The sequence below is a fragment of the Thauera linaloolentis 47Lol = DSM 12138 genome, assembly GCF_000310205.1.
GTDB lineage: Bacteria > Pseudomonadota > Gammaproteobacteria > Burkholderiales > Rhodocyclaceae > Thauera > Thauera linaloolentis.
Genome location: NZ_AMXE01000048.1, coordinates 1 through 16,622, shown reverse-complemented (window position 1 = coordinate 16,622; position 16,622 = coordinate 1). Strand labels below are relative to the sequence as shown.

Genomic DNA, 16,622 nt, shown 5'->3' with positions numbered 1-16,622 from the left:
TTTCCGTTCAAAGCCCTTTCAGCGCGGGGCCGACAGCAGCGTGCGCGCCAACTGGCACCAATAGGCGACGCCGGCCGGCAGCACCGCGTCGTTGAAGTCGTAGTTGGGGTTGTGCAGCATGCAACCGCCCTCGCCCGGCCCGTTGCCGACCCACACGTAGGCGCCGGGCTTTTCCTGCAGGAAGTAGGCGAAGTCCTCCGCACCCATGCTGGGGCGGCGGTCGGTGAACACCCGCTCCGGCCCTGCCACCACGCGCGCCGCCTCGGCGCACAGCGCGGCTTCGTCGGCGGAGTTGATCGTGGGCGGATAGCCGCGCCGGTACTCGAAAACGAGCTGTACGCCGTGGCTGGCGGCGATGCCTTCGGCCACCTGGCGCAGGCCGCGTTCCAGACGGTCGCGCACCTCCGGCGCGAAAGTGCGCACCGTGCCGCACAGCTCGGCGCGGTCGGGGATGACGTTGTAGGCCTCGCCGGCATGGAACTGCGTCACCGACACGACGCCGGCATCGATCGGATCGAGGCTGCGGCTGACCAGCGTCTGCGCCGCCTGCACGAAGGCGGCGCCGGCCACCACCGGGTCCACGCCCAGGTGCGGCATCGCCGCATGCGCGCCGACGCCGGTGAAGCGGATGTCGAAGCGGTCCGCACTGGCCATCACCGGGCCGCTGTGGATGGCGAAGGTGCCGGCTTCCATCCCCGGCCAGTTGTGCATGCCGAACACCGCTTCCATCGGGAAACGGTCGAACAGGCCGTCGGCGATCATCGCCGGCGCGCCGCCTTCGCCTTCCTCGGCGGGCTGGAAGATCAGATAGACCGTGCCGTCGAAATCCTTGCGTGCCGCCAGCGCCTCGGCGGCACCGAGCAGCATCGTGGTGTGGCCGTCGTGGCCGCAGGCATGCATGCAGCCCTGCACGGTGGATTTGTGGGCAAAGGTGTTGCGCTCGGTGATGGGCAGCGCATCCATGTCGGCGCGCAGGCCGATCGCGCGCAGGCCGCGTCCGCCGCGCACGACACCAACCACGCCGGTGCCGCCGATGCCGCGATGGGTCTCGATGCCGAGCGCTTCGAGATGGCGGGCGACGAGCGCGGCGGTGCGGTGCTCCTCGAAGGCCAGCTCGGGATGGGCATGGATGTCGCGGCGGATGGCGGTGAGTTTGCCGTGCAGGGGACGGACGGATTCGATGACGCTCATGGCTGCACCGTGCGGGGTTCGGTTGGGGTAGGAAGCGTATTCTGCCTCAGCGCACCGCCGGCAGCGGAATCTCGTCGCTGCGCCGGGCGCCAGCGGCGAAGGCGCGGCAGTCGTCGAGAAAGCGGCGGATGGCCGCGCTGTGGTACTTGCCGCGGTGCCACACGAAGCAGAAATGCCGCTTCAGGTCCAGTTCGGGGGTCTCGAGCGGCACCAGGCTGCCGCGGCGAAAGGCGTCGCGCAGCGACAGCCGCGACAGGCAGCCCAGCCCCAGCCCACTTTCCACTGCGCGCTTCACCGCCTCGGTGTGCTCCAGCTCCAGCCTGGGCAGCACGCCGCCCGGCCAGTGCCTCAGGGCGTGGTCGAAGGTCTCGCGCGTGCCCGAGCCGTGCTCCCTCAGGATCCAGTGCTCATCGGCGATCTCGCCGAACGCCACCGCCGCGCGTCCGGCAAGGCGGTGGCCCGGCGCGCAGAACACGATCAGTTCATCCTCCACCCATTGCTCGGTTTCCAGCTCGCGGTCGACCACCTGCCCTTCCATCAGCCCGAGATCGATCTCGTAGCGCGCCAGCATCGCAGTAATGGTGGCGGTGTTGCGCACCTCGAGCTTGACCCGGCTTTCGGGGTGGCGCTGCAGGAAGTCCGACACGATCAGCGGCAGCAGATAATTGCCGATCGTCAGCGTCGCGCCGACCCTCAGGCTGCCCAGGCCGCGCTCGCCGCGCAACAGCGCGTCCATTTCCTCGGCGCGGTCGAGCAGCTCCACCGCACGCGGCAGCAGCAGACGGCCCTGCTCGTTGAGGCGCAGGCGCTTGCCATGGCGGTCGAACAACTGCTGGTCGAACTGGCCTTCGAGTTCGGCCAGCGCCGCGCTGGTGGCGGACTGGGACAGGCTCAGCGCCTCGGCCGCGCGCGAGACGTTGTCGTTGCTGGCGATGGCGACGAAGGCCTGGATCTGGCGCAAGGTGAATCGCATATCTATTTTATTGGTAACTTATACAGAAATAATCCACTAAACAAGTAAGACGGGGCATCTAGAATGTAGGCCATTTTCCATTCGTCCTGTAAAAATATCCGCCATGAGCAACCTGCTTACCGAACGTGTCCTCAGCGTCCATCACTGGAACGAATCGCTGTTCAGCTTCCGCACCACGCGCGACCCGGGCCTGCGTTTCGAGAACGGCCAGTTCGTGATGATCGGGCTGGATGTCGAGGGCAAGCCGCTGACCCGCGCCTACAGCATCGCCAGTCCCAACTACGAAGAGCACCTGGAATTCTTCAGCATCAAGGTGCAGAACGGCCCGCTCACCTCGCGCCTGCAGCATCTGCGCGAAGGCGACTCGATCATCGTCAGCAAGAAGCCCACCGGCACGCTGGTGCTGCACGACCTGAACCCCGGCAAGCATCTCTACCTGCTCGCCACCGGCACCGGCCTGGCCCCCTTCCTGAGCGTGATCCAGGATCCGGAAACCTATGAGCGCTTCGAAAAAGTGGTGCTGATCCACGGCGTGCGCTTCGTCTCCGAGCTCGCCTACACCGACTTCATCACCCGGGAACTGCCGCAGAACGAGTTCTTCGGCGAACAGGTTCGCAAGCAGTTGATCTATTACCCGACCGTCACCCGCGAGCCCTTCCGCAACACCGGCCGCATCACGCATGTGGTCGAGACCGGCAAGCTGTTCGCCGACATCGGCCTGCCGCCCTTCGACCCGGCGCAGGACCGCGTGATGATCTGCGGCAGCCAGGCGATGAACGCGGACTGCTGCGCCATGCTCGACGCGCGCGGCTTCAAGATGTCGCCGCGCATCGGCCAGCCGGGCGACTACGTCATCGAGCGCGCCTTCGTCGAGAAATAAGCAGGCGCACAGACTTTTCCTCCCCCCGCTACAAGGCGAAAAGCGCCCCTTGAGGGCAGCGATCCGCATGGCGGGAGCGTGAGGATCTTTTTCGGCATGCGGGGTTCCAACCTCCCCCAAACCTCCCTCCGGAGCTCCGCATGCCTTCTTCCCTCTACGACATCCAGGCCGAACGCCTGAGCGGCGGCACCGTTCCCCTCACCGAATACGCCGGCAAGCTGCTGCTCATCGTCAACACCGCCAGCCAGTGCGGGCTCACTCCGCACTACGCCGGGCTGGAGAAGCTGTACCGGGCCTACAAGGATCGCGGGCTGGTGGTGCTCGGCTTCCCTTGCAACCAGTTCGGCGCGCAGGAGCCGGGCGGCGCAGAGGAAATCGGCGCCTTCTGCGAAACCAACTACGGCGTCAGCTTTCCGATGTTCGCCAAGATCGACGTCAATGGCGACGACGCCCATCCCTTGTACAAATACCTGAAGCAGCACGCGAAAGGCATCCTCGGCACCGAGGCAATCAAGTGGAACTTCACCAAGTTCCTCGTCAGCCGCGACGGCCAGCACATCGAGCGCTACGCGCCGACGACCACGCCCGAAGAACTGGTCGGGGACATCGAGACCATGCTGGCCGCGCCAGCCCCGGACTGAAAGCCTCTCCGCTGAACGAACCCTGCAGGCCTCCTGCCACCACGCCGGGCGGGATGCCAGCATCGGCCCGCTCAGGTAGACTGCCGCCTTTTCGCCCGACCCCAACCGTCTGCGAGGTAAGCAATTGGCCCAGTACGTCATGTCGATGCTGCGCGTGAGCAAGATCGTTCCGCCCAAGCGCCAGATCATCAAGGATATTTCGCTCTCTTTCTTCCCCGGCGCCAAGATCGGCCTGCTCGGCCTCAACGGCTCGGGCAAATCCACCGTGCTGCGCATCATGGCCGGCGTGGACAAGGAATACGACGGCGAGGTGCAATGGCTCGCCGGCCAGCGCATCGGCTACTTGCCGCAGGAGCCCGAGCTCGACCCTGCGAAGACGGTGAAGGAAGAAGTCGAATCCGCGCTGGGCGAGATCATGGAGGCGCGCCAGAAGCTGGAAGAAGTCTACGCCGCCTATGCCGAGCCCGACGCCGACTTCGACAAGCTCGCCGAGGAACAGGCGAAGTACGAGAACATCCTGGCTACGGCTGGCAGCGACATCGACAACCAGATGGAAATCGCCGCCGACGCGTTGCGCCTGCCCCCCTGGGACGCCGTCATCGGCAATCTCTCGGGCGGCGAGAAGCGCCGCGTGGCGCTGTGCAAGCTGCTGCTGTCCAAGCCGGACATGCTGCTGCTGGACGAACCGACCAACCACCTCGATGCCGAATCGGTCGAATGGCTGGAGCAGTTCCTGACCCGCTTCCCCGGCACCGTGGTGGCCGTCACCCACGACCGCTACTTCCTCGACAACGCCGCCGAATGGATCCTGGAGCTCGACCGCGGCCACGGCATTCCCTGGAAGGGCAACTATTCGTCCTGGCTGGAACAGAAGGGTGATCGCCTGGCACAGGAGGCCAAGCAGGAAGCCGCGCACCAGAAGGCGATGAAGCAGGAGCTGGAATGGGCGCGCTCCAATCCCAAGGCGCGCCAGGCCAAGTCCAAGGCACGCCTGACGCGCTACGAGGAAATGGCCAGCGTCGAATACCAGCGCCGCAACGAGACGCAGGAGATCTTCATCCCGCCCGGCGAACGCCTGGGCGACAAGGTCATCGAGTTCAAGGGCGTCACCAAGGCCTTCGGCGACAAGCTGCTGATGGACGACATCAGCTTCAGCATCCCGCCGGGCGCCATCGTCGGCATCATCGGCCCCAACGGCGCGGGCAAGTCGACGCTGTTCAAGATGATCGAAGGCCGCGACACGCCGGACGCCGGCACCGTCGAGGTCGGCCAGACGGTGAAGATCGCCGCCGTAGACCAGAGCCGCGACGGGCTGGCCAACGACAAGACGGTGTTCGACGCCATCGCCGACGGCGCCGACGTGCTGACCGTGGGCCGTTTCGAGATGCCGAGCCGCGCCTACATCGGCCGCTTCAACTTCAAGGGCGGCGACCAGCAGAAGATCGTCGGCAATCTGTCAGGCGGCGAGCGCGGCCGCCTGCACCTGGCCAAGACGCTGATCCAGGGCGGCAACGTGCTGCTGCTGGACGAACCGTCCAACGACCTCGACGTCGAGACCCTGCGCGCGCTGGAAGACGCGCTGCTCGAATTCGCCGGCTGCGCGCTGGTGATCTCGCACGACCGCTGGTTCCTCGACCGCATCTGCACCCACATCCTGGCGGCCGAAGGCGATTCGCAATGGACCTTCTTCGCCGGCAACTACCAAGAATACGAGGAAGACAAGAAGAAGCGCCTGGGCGAAGAAGGCGCGAAGCCGAAGCGCATCCGCTACAAGCCGATCGCACGCTGACCGGACGCACCGTCTCGGATCACGCCCGCTGCAATCCGATGCAGCGGGCGTTCAGCGCCGCATTTCCCCCAATTGCACGATCAGCATCGCCAACCTCCTGCGCGACGCCGCCCGCTGCTCGCCTTCGGCCAGCCCGGCAAGCTCGGCCCGCAGCCTGGCGATTTCCTTGCGCAGGCCGATTTCCGGCGGACTGAAGCCTGCGTTGCGCAACACCTTGCCGGCCATGCGCTGCTCGGGCGAGACGAAGAGCGTCTCGTCGAAGACGAGCGGCTTGCCCTCGCCCGGCAAATGTTCGAACTCGCCCCGCCGCAGGGCGTCGGCAATGCGTCGTTCGGCGAGGAGGTCGTGGATCGAGGCCATGCCTCATCCCCCGGGCCCTGCGGCTGCGCCATAGGCATGAGCCTTCAGGGTGTCGAGATCGACGACGCGCAGCGCCGCTTCATGGGTGGCTTCGAGCACCACGGGCGGGGCGAAACCTGCCTGCCAGGCTTCCTTCCAGCGCATGGCACACAGGCACCAGCGGTCCCCGGCCTTGAGCCCTGCGAAACGGTACTCGGGCCTCGGCGTGGACAGATCGTTGCCGACGCTGCGCGAAAAGCGCAGGAAGCCGTCGGTGACGCGCACGCAGATCACATGGCGGCCGAGGTCTTCCGCCCCCGTTTCGCAGCAGCCCGTACGGTAGAAACCCGTCAACGGGGCGTAGCTGCAGGCGAGCAGCGGCCCGCCCAGCACATTCTTCGAAGCGTTCATGTTCATCCAGGAGTCTCGTCGCAATACGCGCGCTGCGAGGTCCGGCGAGGCGGCATCGGACCCATCGGGCGCGCTTCCGATTGTAAAGCCGGAACGGGGCCTGTTGCCGGCCGGACGGGCCCGCCGCGGCAGACGTCCGGCACTGCCGGCGCGGCCGTGCGGCAAGGCTCGGAAGAGGCCCCTGGAATCCCTGCGGGGACGCCTATCCCGAGCATATTTTCAGTCTGATTGCATTAACATTTGCGGCTGTAGGGCGATTGCTGTTATTTTCTCCCTTTTACGAAATTTGTCGGATTCACCCCATGGCGCGCAACGCTGACTCCAATCGCGAATTCATCAGTACCGCTCAGGCCGCCCGCCAGCTCGGTCTTTCGCTAGGAGCCGTCCAGCAGATGGTCGAAAGCGGCACGCTCGCCGGCTGGAAGACGGCCGGAGGCCACCGCCGCATCCGCCAGGACTCGGTCGACGCCCTGCTCGCCCGCAGCCAGCAGCCCAGCGCTCCCCGCCCACGCAACGGCAGCGGCAAGCTGCGCGTGGTCGTGGTCGAGGACGACAGCCTGCTGCAGGCGGTGTACCGGGAGACCTTCGCCAGCTGGCCGATGGACATCGAATTGTGCGTGCTCGACCACGGGCTCGACGCCCTCGTCGAACTCGGCCGCGAGCCCCCCGACCTGCTGATCGCCGATCTGCGCATGCCCGGCCTGGACGGCTTCGAGATGATCCGCCGCCTGCGCGAGAACCCCGTCGCCAGCGAGACCGCCATCGTCGTCGTGTCGGCGCTCACCGCCGACGAAATCAAGACCGAAGGCGGCCTGCCCGAGGATGTGACGGTGTACCGCAAGCCGGTGCCCTTCCACCAGCTTCACGGCTACATGCAGGCCCTGATCGCACAGCGCAAGCGCACACGCACGAACTAAGGTTTCCGCTTTCGCCGAGGCTGCAAGATGCGCCTTCTGTCCTGGGCCGAGGCGCTTAGCCTTCGCGCGAAACTGATCGCGATCTTCGTCGCGATCAAGGTCGTTCCGCTGCTGCTGCTCGCGCTGTTTGCCTGGGGTGCCACCAGCGATCTGGCCCGACGCGTCACGTATCGCGCGGTATCGATGTCAGAGGCCATGCTCGAGACCCAGCGGACCACGGGCAAGACGGCCACCGAGGACGCCATCGAGGCCCTCGACAACCGCTCGCGCGAAGCCATCGAGGAACTCACCACCGGCATCGCCTACGAAGTCGCGCAGTTCCTGTACGACCGTGACCAGGACATCCGCCGCGCGGCCGCCGTCGAACCCGCGGCGGAACAGTATCGGCGCTTCATCGACAACCACCAGCGCCTCATCGAGGATCACGGCCCCTACCGCCCCGGCGAGGACGGCAAGGGCTGGGTCGAGGTCACGCCTGCGGAAGCCGATGCCCGCCTGGTCCGCGCACCGCTGCCGGACAATGCCCGCAACCTTCACTACCGCAGCCCCAACACCGCCGCCATCGCCCGGCTCCAGCCCCTGTTCCTGGAGATCACCTTCATCGGCCTCGATGGCGTGGAACGGATCAAGCAACTGAGCCATGCCGGCGAACGCCTGCTTTCTCCCGCGCTGCGCGACATCACCCGCCCCGAGAACACCTTCGTGCGCGCCGAACGCTACTGGCCCGCGCTGCGGAAGCTCAAGCCGGGGGAAATCCACGTCTCCGACGTCATCGGCGCACAGGTGCGGGCCCACTGGATCGGCCCCTATACGCCGCAGGCGGCGCACCGGGAAGGCAAGCCCTTCGCACCCGAGGACTCGGGCTATGCCGGCCTGGAGAACCCCGTCGGCAAGCGCTTCGAAGGCCTGGTGCGGTGGGCGACGCCGGTCGTGCGCGACGGCGCCGTCGTCGGCTACGTCACGCTCGCGCTCGACCACGCCCACCTGATGGCATTCACCGATCTCGTGCGCCCCACGGCCGCGCGTCGCGCGCCGATCGCGGACCCCGAATCGGGCAACTATGCGTTCATGTGGGATTACAAGGGGCGGAACATCTCCCATGCTCGCGACTATTTCATTCGCGGCTTCGATCCGGACACCGGCCAGCCGGCCCCTCCGCTGCTCGACATCGATCTGTACGAAGAATGGCAGGCGAGCGGACTCGCCTGGCACGAATACGCCCCACGCGTCGAGCTGTACCGCGACCAGCGCCTGACACGCCAGATACACCCCGCCTCCGCTGCATCCGGCCATGTGGCACTGGACTGCCCCTACCTGAACTTTTCGCCGCAGTGCCGCGGCTGGCACGACCTGACCGAACACGGCGGCTCGGGATCGTTCAGCATCTTCTTCAGCGGCCTGAACAAGCTCACCACGGTGGCGACGATCCCCTACTACACCGGTAACTACGGCAAGTCGCCGCGCGGCTTCGGCTATGTGACGATCGGCGCGAACGTCGACGAATTCCACCGCGCCGCCACCGAGTCGGGCCGCAGGATATCCGACATGATCGCCTTGTCGGACCAGAAGACCCGCGACGAACGCGATGCGCTGATTTCCGACATCCGCCAGAACCTGCGCCAGACCACCGCCGGCATCACGGTCTCGACCTTGCTGATGATCGTTGCCGTGCTCCTGATCGCGGTCTGGATGGCGAACCTGCTGACACGGCGCATCACCGACGTCATCGGCGGCATCCACCGCTTCCAGTACGGCGACCTCGACCACCGGCTGACAGTCCGCGGCAAGGACGAGATGGCCGAACTGAACCGCTCCTTCAACCGCATGGCCGACGCCGTCCAGGCCTCGATCGCGCGTCTGGAGGATGCACGCCGCACCGCCGAGCAGGCCAACCGCATGAAAAGCGAATTCCTCGCCAACATGTCCCACGAGCTGCGTACGCCGCTCAACGGCATCATCGGCCTGGCCGAACTGCTCAGCCTCGAGATCGCCGACGACGGCATGCGCGGACACGCGGAAACCATACGCGACAGCGGCCAGCACCTGATGGCCGTGCTCAACGACGTGCTCGACCTGGCCAAGATCGAGGCCAACCGGCTGGCCCTCAGCATGCAGACCGTCGATCTCGTCCCCCTGCTGTCGGCCATCGCGGCGCTGCATCGTGTCGGCGCCAGCGCCAAGGGCGTCGAACTCGCCACCGAACTGCCCGCCGGCCCCTGCGAAGCCGACGCGGACCCGATCCGCCTGCGCCAGGTCATCGACAACCTGCTCTCCAACGCGGTGAAGTTCACACACGAAGGGCGTATTACAATCCGTGTCCGCGAACAGGAGGCGCATATGATGATCACGGTCGCCGACACGGGTATCGGCATTCCGGAAAACGAGCTGCCGCGAATCTTCGAACCCTTCTATCAGGCAGAGAACTTCCTCACGCGCCGTCACCGCGGAACCGGACTGGGACTGCCCCTCGCTCGCCAGATGGTCGAAATGATGGGCGGCAGGCTCGAAGCCGACTCCGTGCCGGGCGCAGGCTCCACCTTCACCGTGACGCTGTCCCGCAAGGCCACGCCGGACATGGCGTACACCACATCATGAGCATTTCGCAACACCTCGCCTTCGTCACCGACGACAACGACATCAACCTCAAGGTCGCGGACGCGCTCCTCACGCGGCTGGGCTGGACCGTCGAGACCTTCGACAACGCCCGCGCCATGCTCGCGCGGCTCGAGGGCATCCAGCCCGCCGCGATACTGCTCGACATCTCGATGCCGGACATGGGCGGAGAGGCCGCATGCGCGCGCATCCGCGCGCGCTCCGAGTGGAAGGGCATCCGCGTGATCGCCTACACCGCGCACGCCATGACCGAAGACGCCGACCGTTTCCTGAACTGCGGTTTCGACGGTACCCTGATCAAACCGATCACGATTGCATCGCTGACGCAATCCATCGGCACCCCTGGACAGCACTGAATGCACGCGCCCCGCTACACCCACTTCGATCCGCAGGCACTGCTCGTCGACCTCTTCGACAACACCGAGATCGTCCGGACGGTGCTCGGCACATTCGAGAACTGGCATAGCAGCGTCCAGAACGATCTCCGCACCGCCGCCGAGGCCGGCAACACGGCACGGCTCTCACGCATCGCGCACACGCTGCGGGGCACGCTGGCCCAGATTCATGCGGCGCACGCCGCAGACATGGCCACGGCCCTTGAACTGCGCTGCAAGGCACCGGCTCAGGACTTCCTGCCGGGGCCGGCCGACATCGAGGCGCTGCAGCGCGAACTCCACGCCGTTGCCGACGAAGTCGCCGACTATCTCGCCCTTCCCTGAGACGGATGGCGGCCGCAACGACCGCCCGGCGGGACATCATGTAAATTTCGCTTCCTGATTTCCATTTGGCCGACTATAATTTCCCGCTTCCTCGGACAGGTGGATGAGTGGTTTAAGTCGCACGCCTGGAAAGCGTGTTCAGGGTAATACCCTGACGCGGGTTCGAATCCCGCCCTGTCCGCCAGAACAGTCAAGAAAAGGCCCTGCAAATCGATTGGTTGTGGGGTCTTTTCATATCGGCCGAGTATGCCTTTCAGCCTGAGCAAGCACACCCTTCCGGAACTGGAAAGCCTGCTTGCCGAGATCAAGCAAGAGATTGCGGCGCGCGAAAACCCGGCTCCGGCAGCCGCGGAACCGCCAGCCGTGGTCGAAGCCGAGACCGAGGCAGCGCTTTCCGCGACAGACGTGCCGACGCCGGCAGCAGAGCCCGCAGCGGCTGCGCCCGCGCCCGAAATCCGCTACGTCCACCCCGCGAGCCGCACGCTCACCTGGACGGGAGAAGGCGCGATGCCGGACTGGGTGACGGCCTACCTGGCACACGGCGGCTCCTGGAGCGCGATGGAAAACGCCGCCGAAAAGCTTGCCGCCAGCCATCGACGCCACACCAGAAGCACGCCTTCGGCACACGATCGCTGACCCGCTCCGGTCTCCACGGCCACCCGGTGGCGCTTGCCCTCTCCGGACAACTGTATAAAATAACAGCCAAACGACAGTTGCAGCCGAAGGGTCAGACGTGAGCCAACTCAGCCTAGAACTTCCCGGCGGAACCGCTCCGCCTCCGCCCGGCCGCGCGCGGCGAAGCCGTCCCACGCCCGCCCCCGCGCAAGAAGGATCACGCCCCGCGGCCAAGCCGGCGGCCGAACAACGCATTCTCACACCACGACACGACACCATGCCCCCACTGCCCATTGCCGGCGCGACACCCGAAGCGGCCGATACCGTGCAGGCGCCGGAAATGACGCCCGCCGACGAAGCAGCCGCCATCCGCGAAGAACGCCTGTGGCACGACAATGGCTGGACCGCGCGCGTCATCAAGAACGAGGACGACGACGGCTGGGCCGTCGAAATGCTCAAGGATGGCGAGCCGGAGCCCGCGCTCGTGGGGCCATGGACGATGGGGCGCGACAAGAAAAACCCGAAGCCGCTCGACCCGCCCGCTTTCAACACCCTGGTCAAGACCGCCACCGAGGTCCTGCAACGCCACGCCCAGCAGGCCCACGCGGCACTGCACAAACGCGCCGCGGTGTTCGCGCTCGATCGCGAATGGGACATCCGGCTCGACATCACGCCCGACGAGTACGAACCCTACGCCACCCTCAGCGCACTCGACGCATTCGGCGAACAGCTGGCGCAGGTGCGCGTGCGGCCCGATTTCCGCCTGACGAACGCGAGCGCGACGGCCTGGATACTGGACGGATTCCGGCCGCCGGAACGCGCCGAGGACTGAAGCGCCAAGGCGGCAGGCGGTACGTCGTGCCGCCGGCGGCCCACGGCGTATCATTGCGCCTGTCCACCAAGCCCCCCAAGCCCATGGCCGCCTCCAGCCCCCGCGCCCCTTCTCCCAGCCTATCCGGCGACAAGCCCTCGCACGCGCTCGTGCCGCTCCTGCTGCTGTTCGGCCTGATGCTGCCGGTCACCGGCATGGTGCCGGTCCTGTCGGCATTCACCGCGCAGCGCTTCGACGGCCTGGGGCAGTTCGCCAGCCACTTTTTCATGTCGATCAACATGATCGGCGCGCTCGTCGGCGCCCCGGTCGCCGGGCTGCTGTCCGACCGGCTCGGCCGGCGCAAGGCGCTGGCGGTCGCGGCTCTGGCCTTGAACGGGCTGACCCTGCTCGGCATCGCCTTCGCCTACCGGCAACTCGACAGCTACGCGGTACTGCTGGCCTTGCGCCTGCTCGAGGGCTTCGCCCACATGTCGGCGCTGTCGCTGCTGATGGCGCTGGGCTCGGACCAGGTCGGGCATGGCGGGCTGGGCGGCCGCATGGGCGCCATCGGGGCGTCGATCAGCCTCGGCGTGGCCACCGGCGCACCGCTCGGCGGCGTGATCGGCGGCATCGATCCGCTGTGGGTGCCGCTGGGCGGCGGACTGCTGTCGCTGGCACTGGCGGCCGTCGGCGCCGCCGGCCTGCGCGACGCCACGGCGGCACGCCCGCGCATGGCGATCGGCCAGATTCTCGACACGCTGCGCGCACGGCGCGCACTCGCCATCCCGCTCGCCTTTTCGTTCGCCGACCGGCTGACCGTGGGCTTCATCGTCTCGACGCTGTCGCTCTACTTCGGCCTCACATTGGGCTTCGACGCCCGCGCGATCGGCATGGCAATGGCCGCGTTCCTGATTCCATTCTCGCTGCTGACCTGGCCCGCCGGCCATCTGTCGCGCTACTGGGACCCGCTGTTGATGATGGTGGCGGGCAGCATCCTGTACGGCGTCTTTCTCGGCGCCCTGGCTTTCGTGCCCGCCGGATGGATCGTGTGGACGATGGCCGCCGGCGGCGTGATCGCCGCGCTGATGTACGCCCCCTCGCTGGTGCTGGCCGCGCACTATGGCGGCGAGGACTGCCGCGCAAGCGCGCTCGCCGCGTTCAACATGGCGGGCTCGCTCGGCTTTGCCGCCGGGCCGCTGATCAGCAGCCTGCTGCTGGCCTTCTACGGCAGCCTCAGCGCCAGCCCGCACGCACCGGTCTTCATCAGCATCGGAGCGATCGAGGTCGGGCTGGCGCTCTACGTTTACGCCATCCACCGCCGCGGCACGCTCGGGGGCCGGCCCTTCCTGGAATCCCGGTGAAACTCTCCCGCCTGTGGCAGCCACGCAACCCGGCATTCTGGCTGATGCTGGTGCTCAATGTGCTGTCGTCGATCCTGGCCTGGGTGCTGCGCAGCTACCCGCTGGTGCCACTGGCGATGATCGTGGTGGCGGGCTTCGCGCTGATGAATGCCTGGATAGGCCTGCGCCTCGCCATCGGCCTCATGCGCGAAGACACCCCGCCGGGCGATCAGACGTCCGGCGTGAGATAGATGCGCTCGACGTCCAGCGGCGAGCGGGCCTTGCCCGCCGCCGGAAGCGGAGGGCGCGCCTCGGCTTCGGCGACGGGCAACGGCACCGTGGCCTCCATGCCCCAGCGCAGCACCTCGATGCGGCCGTCGTAGTGCTCGACGACGGCGCTGCAGGTATCGACCCAGTCGCCGCAGTTCAGGTAGCGCACCTTGCCGATACGGCGGTCCGAAACCGAATGGATGTGGCCGCAGATCACCCCGTCCACACCGCGCTGCTGCGCAGCATGCGCCACCGCGTCCTCGAAGTCGAAGATGAAGCTGACCGCGCGCTTCACCTTCTGCTTGGCGTAGCCCGCCAGCGACCAGTAGCCGGGGATGTGCAGGAAGCGGCGCACGCGCGACAGCACGATGTTCAGCCGCACGAGCGTGTTGTAGGCCACGTCCCCCAGCACCGCGACCCAGCGGTGGTGGCGCGTGACCTGGTCGTATTCATCGCCGTGGATCAGCCAGTAGCGCCGGCCGTCGATGGTTTCGTGGACCCATTCGCGCTCGATGCGGATGTTGCCGAAGGCGGTGCCGACATACTCGCGCAGGGTTTCGTCGTGGTTGCCGGGAATGAAGAACACCTTGTCGCCCTGGCGTGCGCGGCGCAGCACCTTCTGCACCACGGTATTGTGCGCCGGCGCCCACTGCACGCTGCGGCTCATCGCCCAGAAGTCGATGATGTCGCCGAGCAGGTAGAGGTACTCCGATTCGTATTCTTTCAGGAAGGCGCGCAGGCGCTCGGCCTGGCTTGCCCGGGTGCCGAGGTGGACATCGGAAATGAAGATTGTGCGAACGGCCGGCATCAGCTTTCCCCTCCCTGCGTGCGTAACAAGACTCGATCGTCATGGGCAAGGGCCTTGCCCCGCCAGGCGCGCAGGAGGGCCTCGGCAAAATGGTCGCACACGCGCTCCCAGTCGATGCCTTCCGCGGTGCGCCGCGCCTCGCGGCCGATGTCGGCACGCAGCCCGCTCGCGCAGGCCAGCTGGACGGCGCGCTGGATGAAGCCTTCCTCGTCGCCGCAGCACACGATCGCGCCGTTGTGCAGGTCGCGGATCACCTCGGCGGCGGCGGCATAGTCGTAGGCCACGGTGCACAACCCGCTCGCCATGCCTTCGAGCGTGACGTTGCCGAAAGTCTCGGTCAGGCTCGGAAAGAGAAACAGATCGGCCGATGCGTAATGTGCCGCCAGATCCCCGCCATGCCGCATGCCGGCAAGCACCGCCTGCGGACATTCGCGGGCGATCACATCGCGCATCGGCCCGTCGCCGACGACCACCATCCGCGCGTCCGGGCGATGCTCGCGAATGGCGGCGAAGGCGCGCAGGGTGAGCCCGAGGTTCTTCTCCGGCGCCAGCCGCCCGACGCTGACCACCGCGATCCCGCCCGGCGCCACCCCCCATTGCTGGCGCAGCACCTCGCTGCGGCGCGCCGGAGAATACTGCACCGTATCCACCCCTCGCGAAATCACCTCGACCCGCTCGTACCCCTGGGCGGCCAGCGCGCCCGCCAGTTCGGAGGTCGGCACGTAAGTGGCGGCCGTGCGATTGTGGAAGCGGCGCAGATAGGCAGCGACCGGCTGGCTCAGCCAGCCCACGCCGTAGTGCGCGCTGTAGTGCTCGAAACGGGTATGGAAGTCCGACGTGACCGGCAGGCGCAGCTTGCGCGCGGCCGATACCGCGGTCCAGCCGAGCGGCCCCTCGGTCGCCACGTGCACCAGGTCGGGCCGCTGTCGCGTCCACGTGCGGACCAGGCTGGACTTGGCCGGCAGGCCGAGCTTGAGTCCGTCGTAGCGCGGCAGCTTGATCCCGCGCGACAACACCTCTTCCAGCGCGCCGCCATGGGTGGCGACATCCTCGGTGGTCTGCTTGGGCCGTATCAACTGGACGCTGTGTCCGCGCCGGATCAGGCCGTCGACCATGCGTTTGAGCGTCATCGCCACGCCGTTGACTTCCGGCGGCCAGGTCTCGGTCACCAGCGCGATGCGCAGGCGGGGATCGTGGCAGAGCTCTTCGGTCGTGAAGTCGATCGCTTTCATGCGCCGCAGCATAGGCGGCGAAAAAGACGACTACGTTACGCCCTCATGTACGGGGCATGACAAGACGGCCGCGCCCGGACCACGCTTCGCTTCGGCTCAGCGGACGGGGCCTCGCAGCGCGGCCAGCACCGCCGCATCGCGGGCATAGATGTCGGGACGGAACTGCAGGCTCCCGTCCTCATCCAGGCCCGCCGTGGCGTAGTGCAGCAACACCGGAATCCTGCGCGTCACCGGCACCGTGCGCGTCTTGTCCGTCGCGAGCGCTTCCTGCAGCGCTTCGGCATTCCAGCGCCGCGCATCGTCCAGCAGCAGCACGGCCAGTTCTTCCGGCCTCTCCAGGCGGACGCAGCCCGAGCTCAAGGCACGCGTATCGCGCCTGAACGAGGAGCGCGCGTTGGTATCGTGCAGGTAAATGGAATACGGGTTGGCAAGGGCGAACTTGATGCGGCCCAGCGAGCCGTCCGCCCCGGAGTTCTGCACAATCATGTGCGGAAAGCCGTGCCGGCGCGCCCCCTCCCAGTCGATGTGCTGCGGATCGACCGCCTGTCCATCGCGGTCGACCACCCGCATGCGGTGCCTGGTCAGGTAGTCGGGATCGCGTATCACCCCGGGGATGAGGTCCTCGCGCAATATGGTGGGCGGCACCACCCACTTCGGATTCAGCACCAGATGGCGCACGCTGTCGAGCAGCGAAGGCGTCTGCCGGGTCGGCTTGCCGACGATCGCGCGCGCAGACCAGGCAAGCCGGCCGGCGCGGTGCAGGCGGGCCTGGTAGCCGGTCAGATCCACCATCAGGTAGTCGCCCCGCATGTCCTGCGCCACCCAGCGCACGCGCTCCAGATTGACCTGGATCTGCGCCAGCCGCTGCACCGGCCCGAGGTTGAGCGCCTCGACCGTCTGGCGCCCGATGGCCGCATCCAGCGCCAGGCCGGCACGCCGCTGGAAGCGCTTCACCGCCTCGGCCAGCGCGTCGTCGAACAGCGTGGCGTCCGGGCTCGATGCCAGTTCCGGCTCGCCTTCGGCCGCCAGGCGCGCGCGCACCTCGGCCACGCGCGCGCCGCGTTCGCCCGGCC

The 16,622-nt window shown here is 67.1% G+C and carries 18 protein-coding genes and 1 tRNA gene; 12 read left to right on the top strand and 7 right to left on the bottom strand.

The genetic code is table 11. The features are described 5' to 3' along the window. Positions 1–18 precede the first annotated feature (18 nt). Positions 19–1,191, bottom strand: coding sequence for a M20 aminoacylase family protein (locus C666_RS12420; RefSeq protein WP_004339649.1), 1,173 nt, complete (start codon positions 1,189–1,191; stop codon positions 19–21). A 46-nt stretch (positions 1,192–1,237) separates the two neighbouring features. After that, positions 1,238–2,164 carry a LysR family transcriptional regulator gene (locus C666_RS12415; RefSeq protein WP_004339646.1) on the bottom strand — a complete coding sequence of 309 codons (927 nt, stop codon included), beginning with the start codon at positions 2,162–2,164 and terminating at the stop codon, positions 1,238–1,240. A 103-nt stretch (positions 2,165–2,267) separates the two neighbouring features. Here C666_RS12415 and C666_RS12410 point away from each other — a divergent pair, with 103 nt between their 5' ends. From C666_RS12410 to ettA, 3 genes are all read left to right on the top strand, one after another. Further along, complete coding sequence (locus tag C666_RS12410; protein WP_004339643.1) at positions 2,268–3,044, top strand: ferredoxin--NADP reductase; 777 nt, start codon at positions 2,268–2,270, stop codon at positions 3,042–3,044. A gap of 140 nt (positions 3,045–3,184) precedes the next feature. Then, positions 3,185–3,685 (top strand): glutathione peroxidase, encoded by a 501-nt coding sequence (locus C666_RS12405; RefSeq protein WP_004339642.1) that lies wholly within the window; start codon positions 3,185–3,187, stop codon positions 3,683–3,685. 124 nt (positions 3,686–3,809) lie between these two features. Then, a complete protein-coding gene (gene ettA, locus C666_RS12400) occupies positions 3,810–5,474 on the top strand; it encodes an energy-dependent translational throttle protein EttA (RefSeq protein ID WP_004339639.1) in 1,665 nt (554 codons plus the stop codon). A 51-nt stretch (positions 5,475–5,525) separates the two neighbouring features. Here the strand turns inward: ettA and C666_RS12395 are convergent, their stop codons facing one another. Then, entirely contained in the window at positions 5,526–5,834 is a 309-nt protein-coding gene (locus C666_RS12395) for a DnaJ family domain-containing protein (protein WP_004339637.1), read from the bottom strand. Positions 5,835–5,837: 3 nt separating this feature from the next. Continuing rightward, on the bottom strand, positions 5,838–6,224 hold the full coding sequence (locus tag C666_RS12390) for a DUF2237 family protein (RefSeq protein ID WP_028791975.1): 387 nt from the start codon (positions 6,222–6,224) through the stop codon (positions 5,838–5,840). A gap of 302 nt (positions 6,225–6,526) precedes the next feature. Between C666_RS12390 and C666_RS12385 the strand changes: the two genes are divergently transcribed. From C666_RS12385 to C666_RS12345, 9 genes are all read left to right on the top strand, one after another. Further along, a complete protein-coding gene (locus tag C666_RS12385; protein WP_004339633.1) occupies positions 6,527–7,141 on the top strand; it encodes a response regulator in 615 nt (204 codons plus the stop codon). Positions 7,142–7,168: 27 nt separating this feature from the next. Further along, on the top strand, positions 7,169–9,736 hold the full coding sequence (locus C666_RS12380) for a sensor histidine kinase (protein WP_004339628.1): 2,568 nt from the start codon (positions 7,169–7,171) through the stop codon (positions 9,734–9,736). After that, complete coding sequence (locus tag C666_RS12375) at positions 9,733–10,110, top strand: response regulator (protein ID WP_004339625.1); 378 nt, start codon at positions 9,733–9,735, stop codon at positions 10,108–10,110. Before C666_RS12380 ends, C666_RS12375 begins: the two co-directional genes overlap by 4 nt. Then, positions 10,111–10,473 (top strand): Hpt domain-containing protein, encoded by a 363-nt coding sequence (locus C666_RS12370; RefSeq protein ID WP_004339624.1) that lies wholly within the window; start codon positions 10,111–10,113, stop codon positions 10,471–10,473. 93 nt (positions 10,474–10,566) lie between these two features. Continuing rightward, positions 10,567–10,657: transfer RNA gene (locus C666_RS12365), tRNA-Ser, on the top strand. A gap of 62 nt (positions 10,658–10,719) precedes the next feature. After that, on the top strand, positions 10,720–11,109 hold the full coding sequence (locus tag C666_RS12360) for an H-NS family nucleoid-associated regulatory protein (RefSeq protein ID WP_004339620.1): 390 nt from the start codon (positions 10,720–10,722) through the stop codon (positions 11,107–11,109). 256 nt (positions 11,110–11,365) lie between these two features. Continuing rightward, on the top strand, positions 11,366–11,920 hold the full coding sequence (locus tag C666_RS12355) for a hypothetical protein (protein WP_004339616.1): 555 nt from the start codon (positions 11,366–11,368) through the stop codon (positions 11,918–11,920). A gap of 26 nt (positions 11,921–11,946) precedes the next feature. Then, complete coding sequence (locus tag C666_RS12350) at positions 11,947–13,260, top strand: MFS transporter (RefSeq protein ID WP_004339613.1); 1,314 nt, start codon at positions 11,947–11,949, stop codon at positions 13,258–13,260. Then, complete coding sequence (locus C666_RS12345; RefSeq protein ID WP_004339609.1) at positions 13,257–13,490, top strand: hypothetical protein; 234 nt, start codon at positions 13,257–13,259, stop codon at positions 13,488–13,490. Before C666_RS12350 ends, C666_RS12345 begins: the two co-directional genes overlap by 4 nt. Here C666_RS12345 and C666_RS12340 read toward each other — a convergent pair. The 3 genes from C666_RS12340 to C666_RS12330 form a co-directional block, all read right to left on the bottom strand. Continuing rightward, on the bottom strand, positions 13,469–14,317 hold the full coding sequence (locus tag C666_RS12340; protein ID WP_004339606.1) for a UDP-2,3-diacylglucosamine diphosphatase: 849 nt from the start codon (positions 14,315–14,317) through the stop codon (positions 13,469–13,471). The genes C666_RS12345 and C666_RS12340 overlap by 22 nt on opposite strands. Further along, positions 14,317–15,549 carry a glycosyltransferase family 4 protein gene (locus C666_RS12335; protein WP_051019955.1) on the bottom strand — a complete coding sequence of 411 codons (1,233 nt, stop codon included), beginning with the start codon at positions 15,547–15,549 and terminating at the stop codon, positions 14,317–14,319. The genes C666_RS12340 and C666_RS12335 overlap by 1 nt, the downstream gene beginning before the upstream one ends. Before the next feature lie 96 nt (positions 15,550–15,645). After that, positions 15,646–16,622 (bottom strand): L,D-transpeptidase family protein (locus C666_RS12330; protein ID WP_004339601.1); only part of this gene is annotated, 977 nt, incomplete at its 5' end.

Excerpts from the sequence above, each read along its gene's own strand:
- C666_RS12390 (WP_028791975.1), bottom strand. The coding sequence starts at position 6,224 with ATGAACGCTTCGAAGAATGTGCTGGGCGGGCCGCTGCTCGCCTGCAGC.
- C666_RS12395 (WP_004339637.1), bottom strand. The coding sequence starts at position 5,834 with ATGGCCTCGATCCACGACCTCCTCGCCGAACGACGCATTGCCGACGCC.
- C666_RS12335 (WP_051019955.1), bottom strand. The coding sequence starts at position 15,549 with ATGAAAGCGATCGACTTCACGACCGAAGAGCTCTGCCACGATCCCCGC.
- C666_RS12420 (WP_004339649.1), bottom strand. The coding sequence starts at position 1,191 with ATGAGCGTCATCGAATCCGTCCGTCCCCTGCACGGCAAACTCACCGCC.
- C666_RS12370 (WP_004339624.1), top strand. The coding sequence starts at position 10,111 with ATGCACGCGCCCCGCTACACCCACTTCGATCCGCAGGCACTGCTCGTC.
- C666_RS12385 (WP_004339633.1), top strand. The coding sequence starts at position 6,527 with ATGGCGCGCAACGCTGACTCCAATCGCGAATTCATCAGTACCGCTCAG.
- C666_RS12410 (WP_004339643.1), top strand. The coding sequence starts at position 2,268 with ATGAGCAACCTGCTTACCGAACGTGTCCTCAGCGTCCATCACTGGAAC.
- C666_RS12375 (WP_004339625.1), top strand. The coding sequence starts at position 9,733 with ATGAGCATTTCGCAACACCTCGCCTTCGTCACCGACGACAACGACATC.
- C666_RS12360 (WP_004339620.1), top strand. The coding sequence starts at position 10,720 with ATGCCTTTCAGCCTGAGCAAGCACACCCTTCCGGAACTGGAAAGCCTG.
- C666_RS12405 (WP_004339642.1), top strand. The coding sequence starts at position 3,185 with ATGCCTTCTTCCCTCTACGACATCCAGGCCGAACGCCTGAGCGGCGGC.
- C666_RS12380 (WP_004339628.1), top strand. The coding sequence starts at position 7,169 with ATGCGCCTTCTGTCCTGGGCCGAGGCGCTTAGCCTTCGCGCGAAACTG.
- C666_RS12415 (WP_004339646.1), bottom strand. The coding sequence starts at position 2,164 with ATGCGATTCACCTTGCGCCAGATCCAGGCCTTCGTCGCCATCGCCAGC.
- C666_RS12355 (WP_004339616.1), top strand. The coding sequence starts at position 11,366 with ATGCCCCCACTGCCCATTGCCGGCGCGACACCCGAAGCGGCCGATACC.
- C666_RS12340 (WP_004339606.1), bottom strand. The coding sequence starts at position 14,317 with ATGCCGGCCGTTCGCACAATCTTCATTTCCGATGTCCACCTCGGCACC.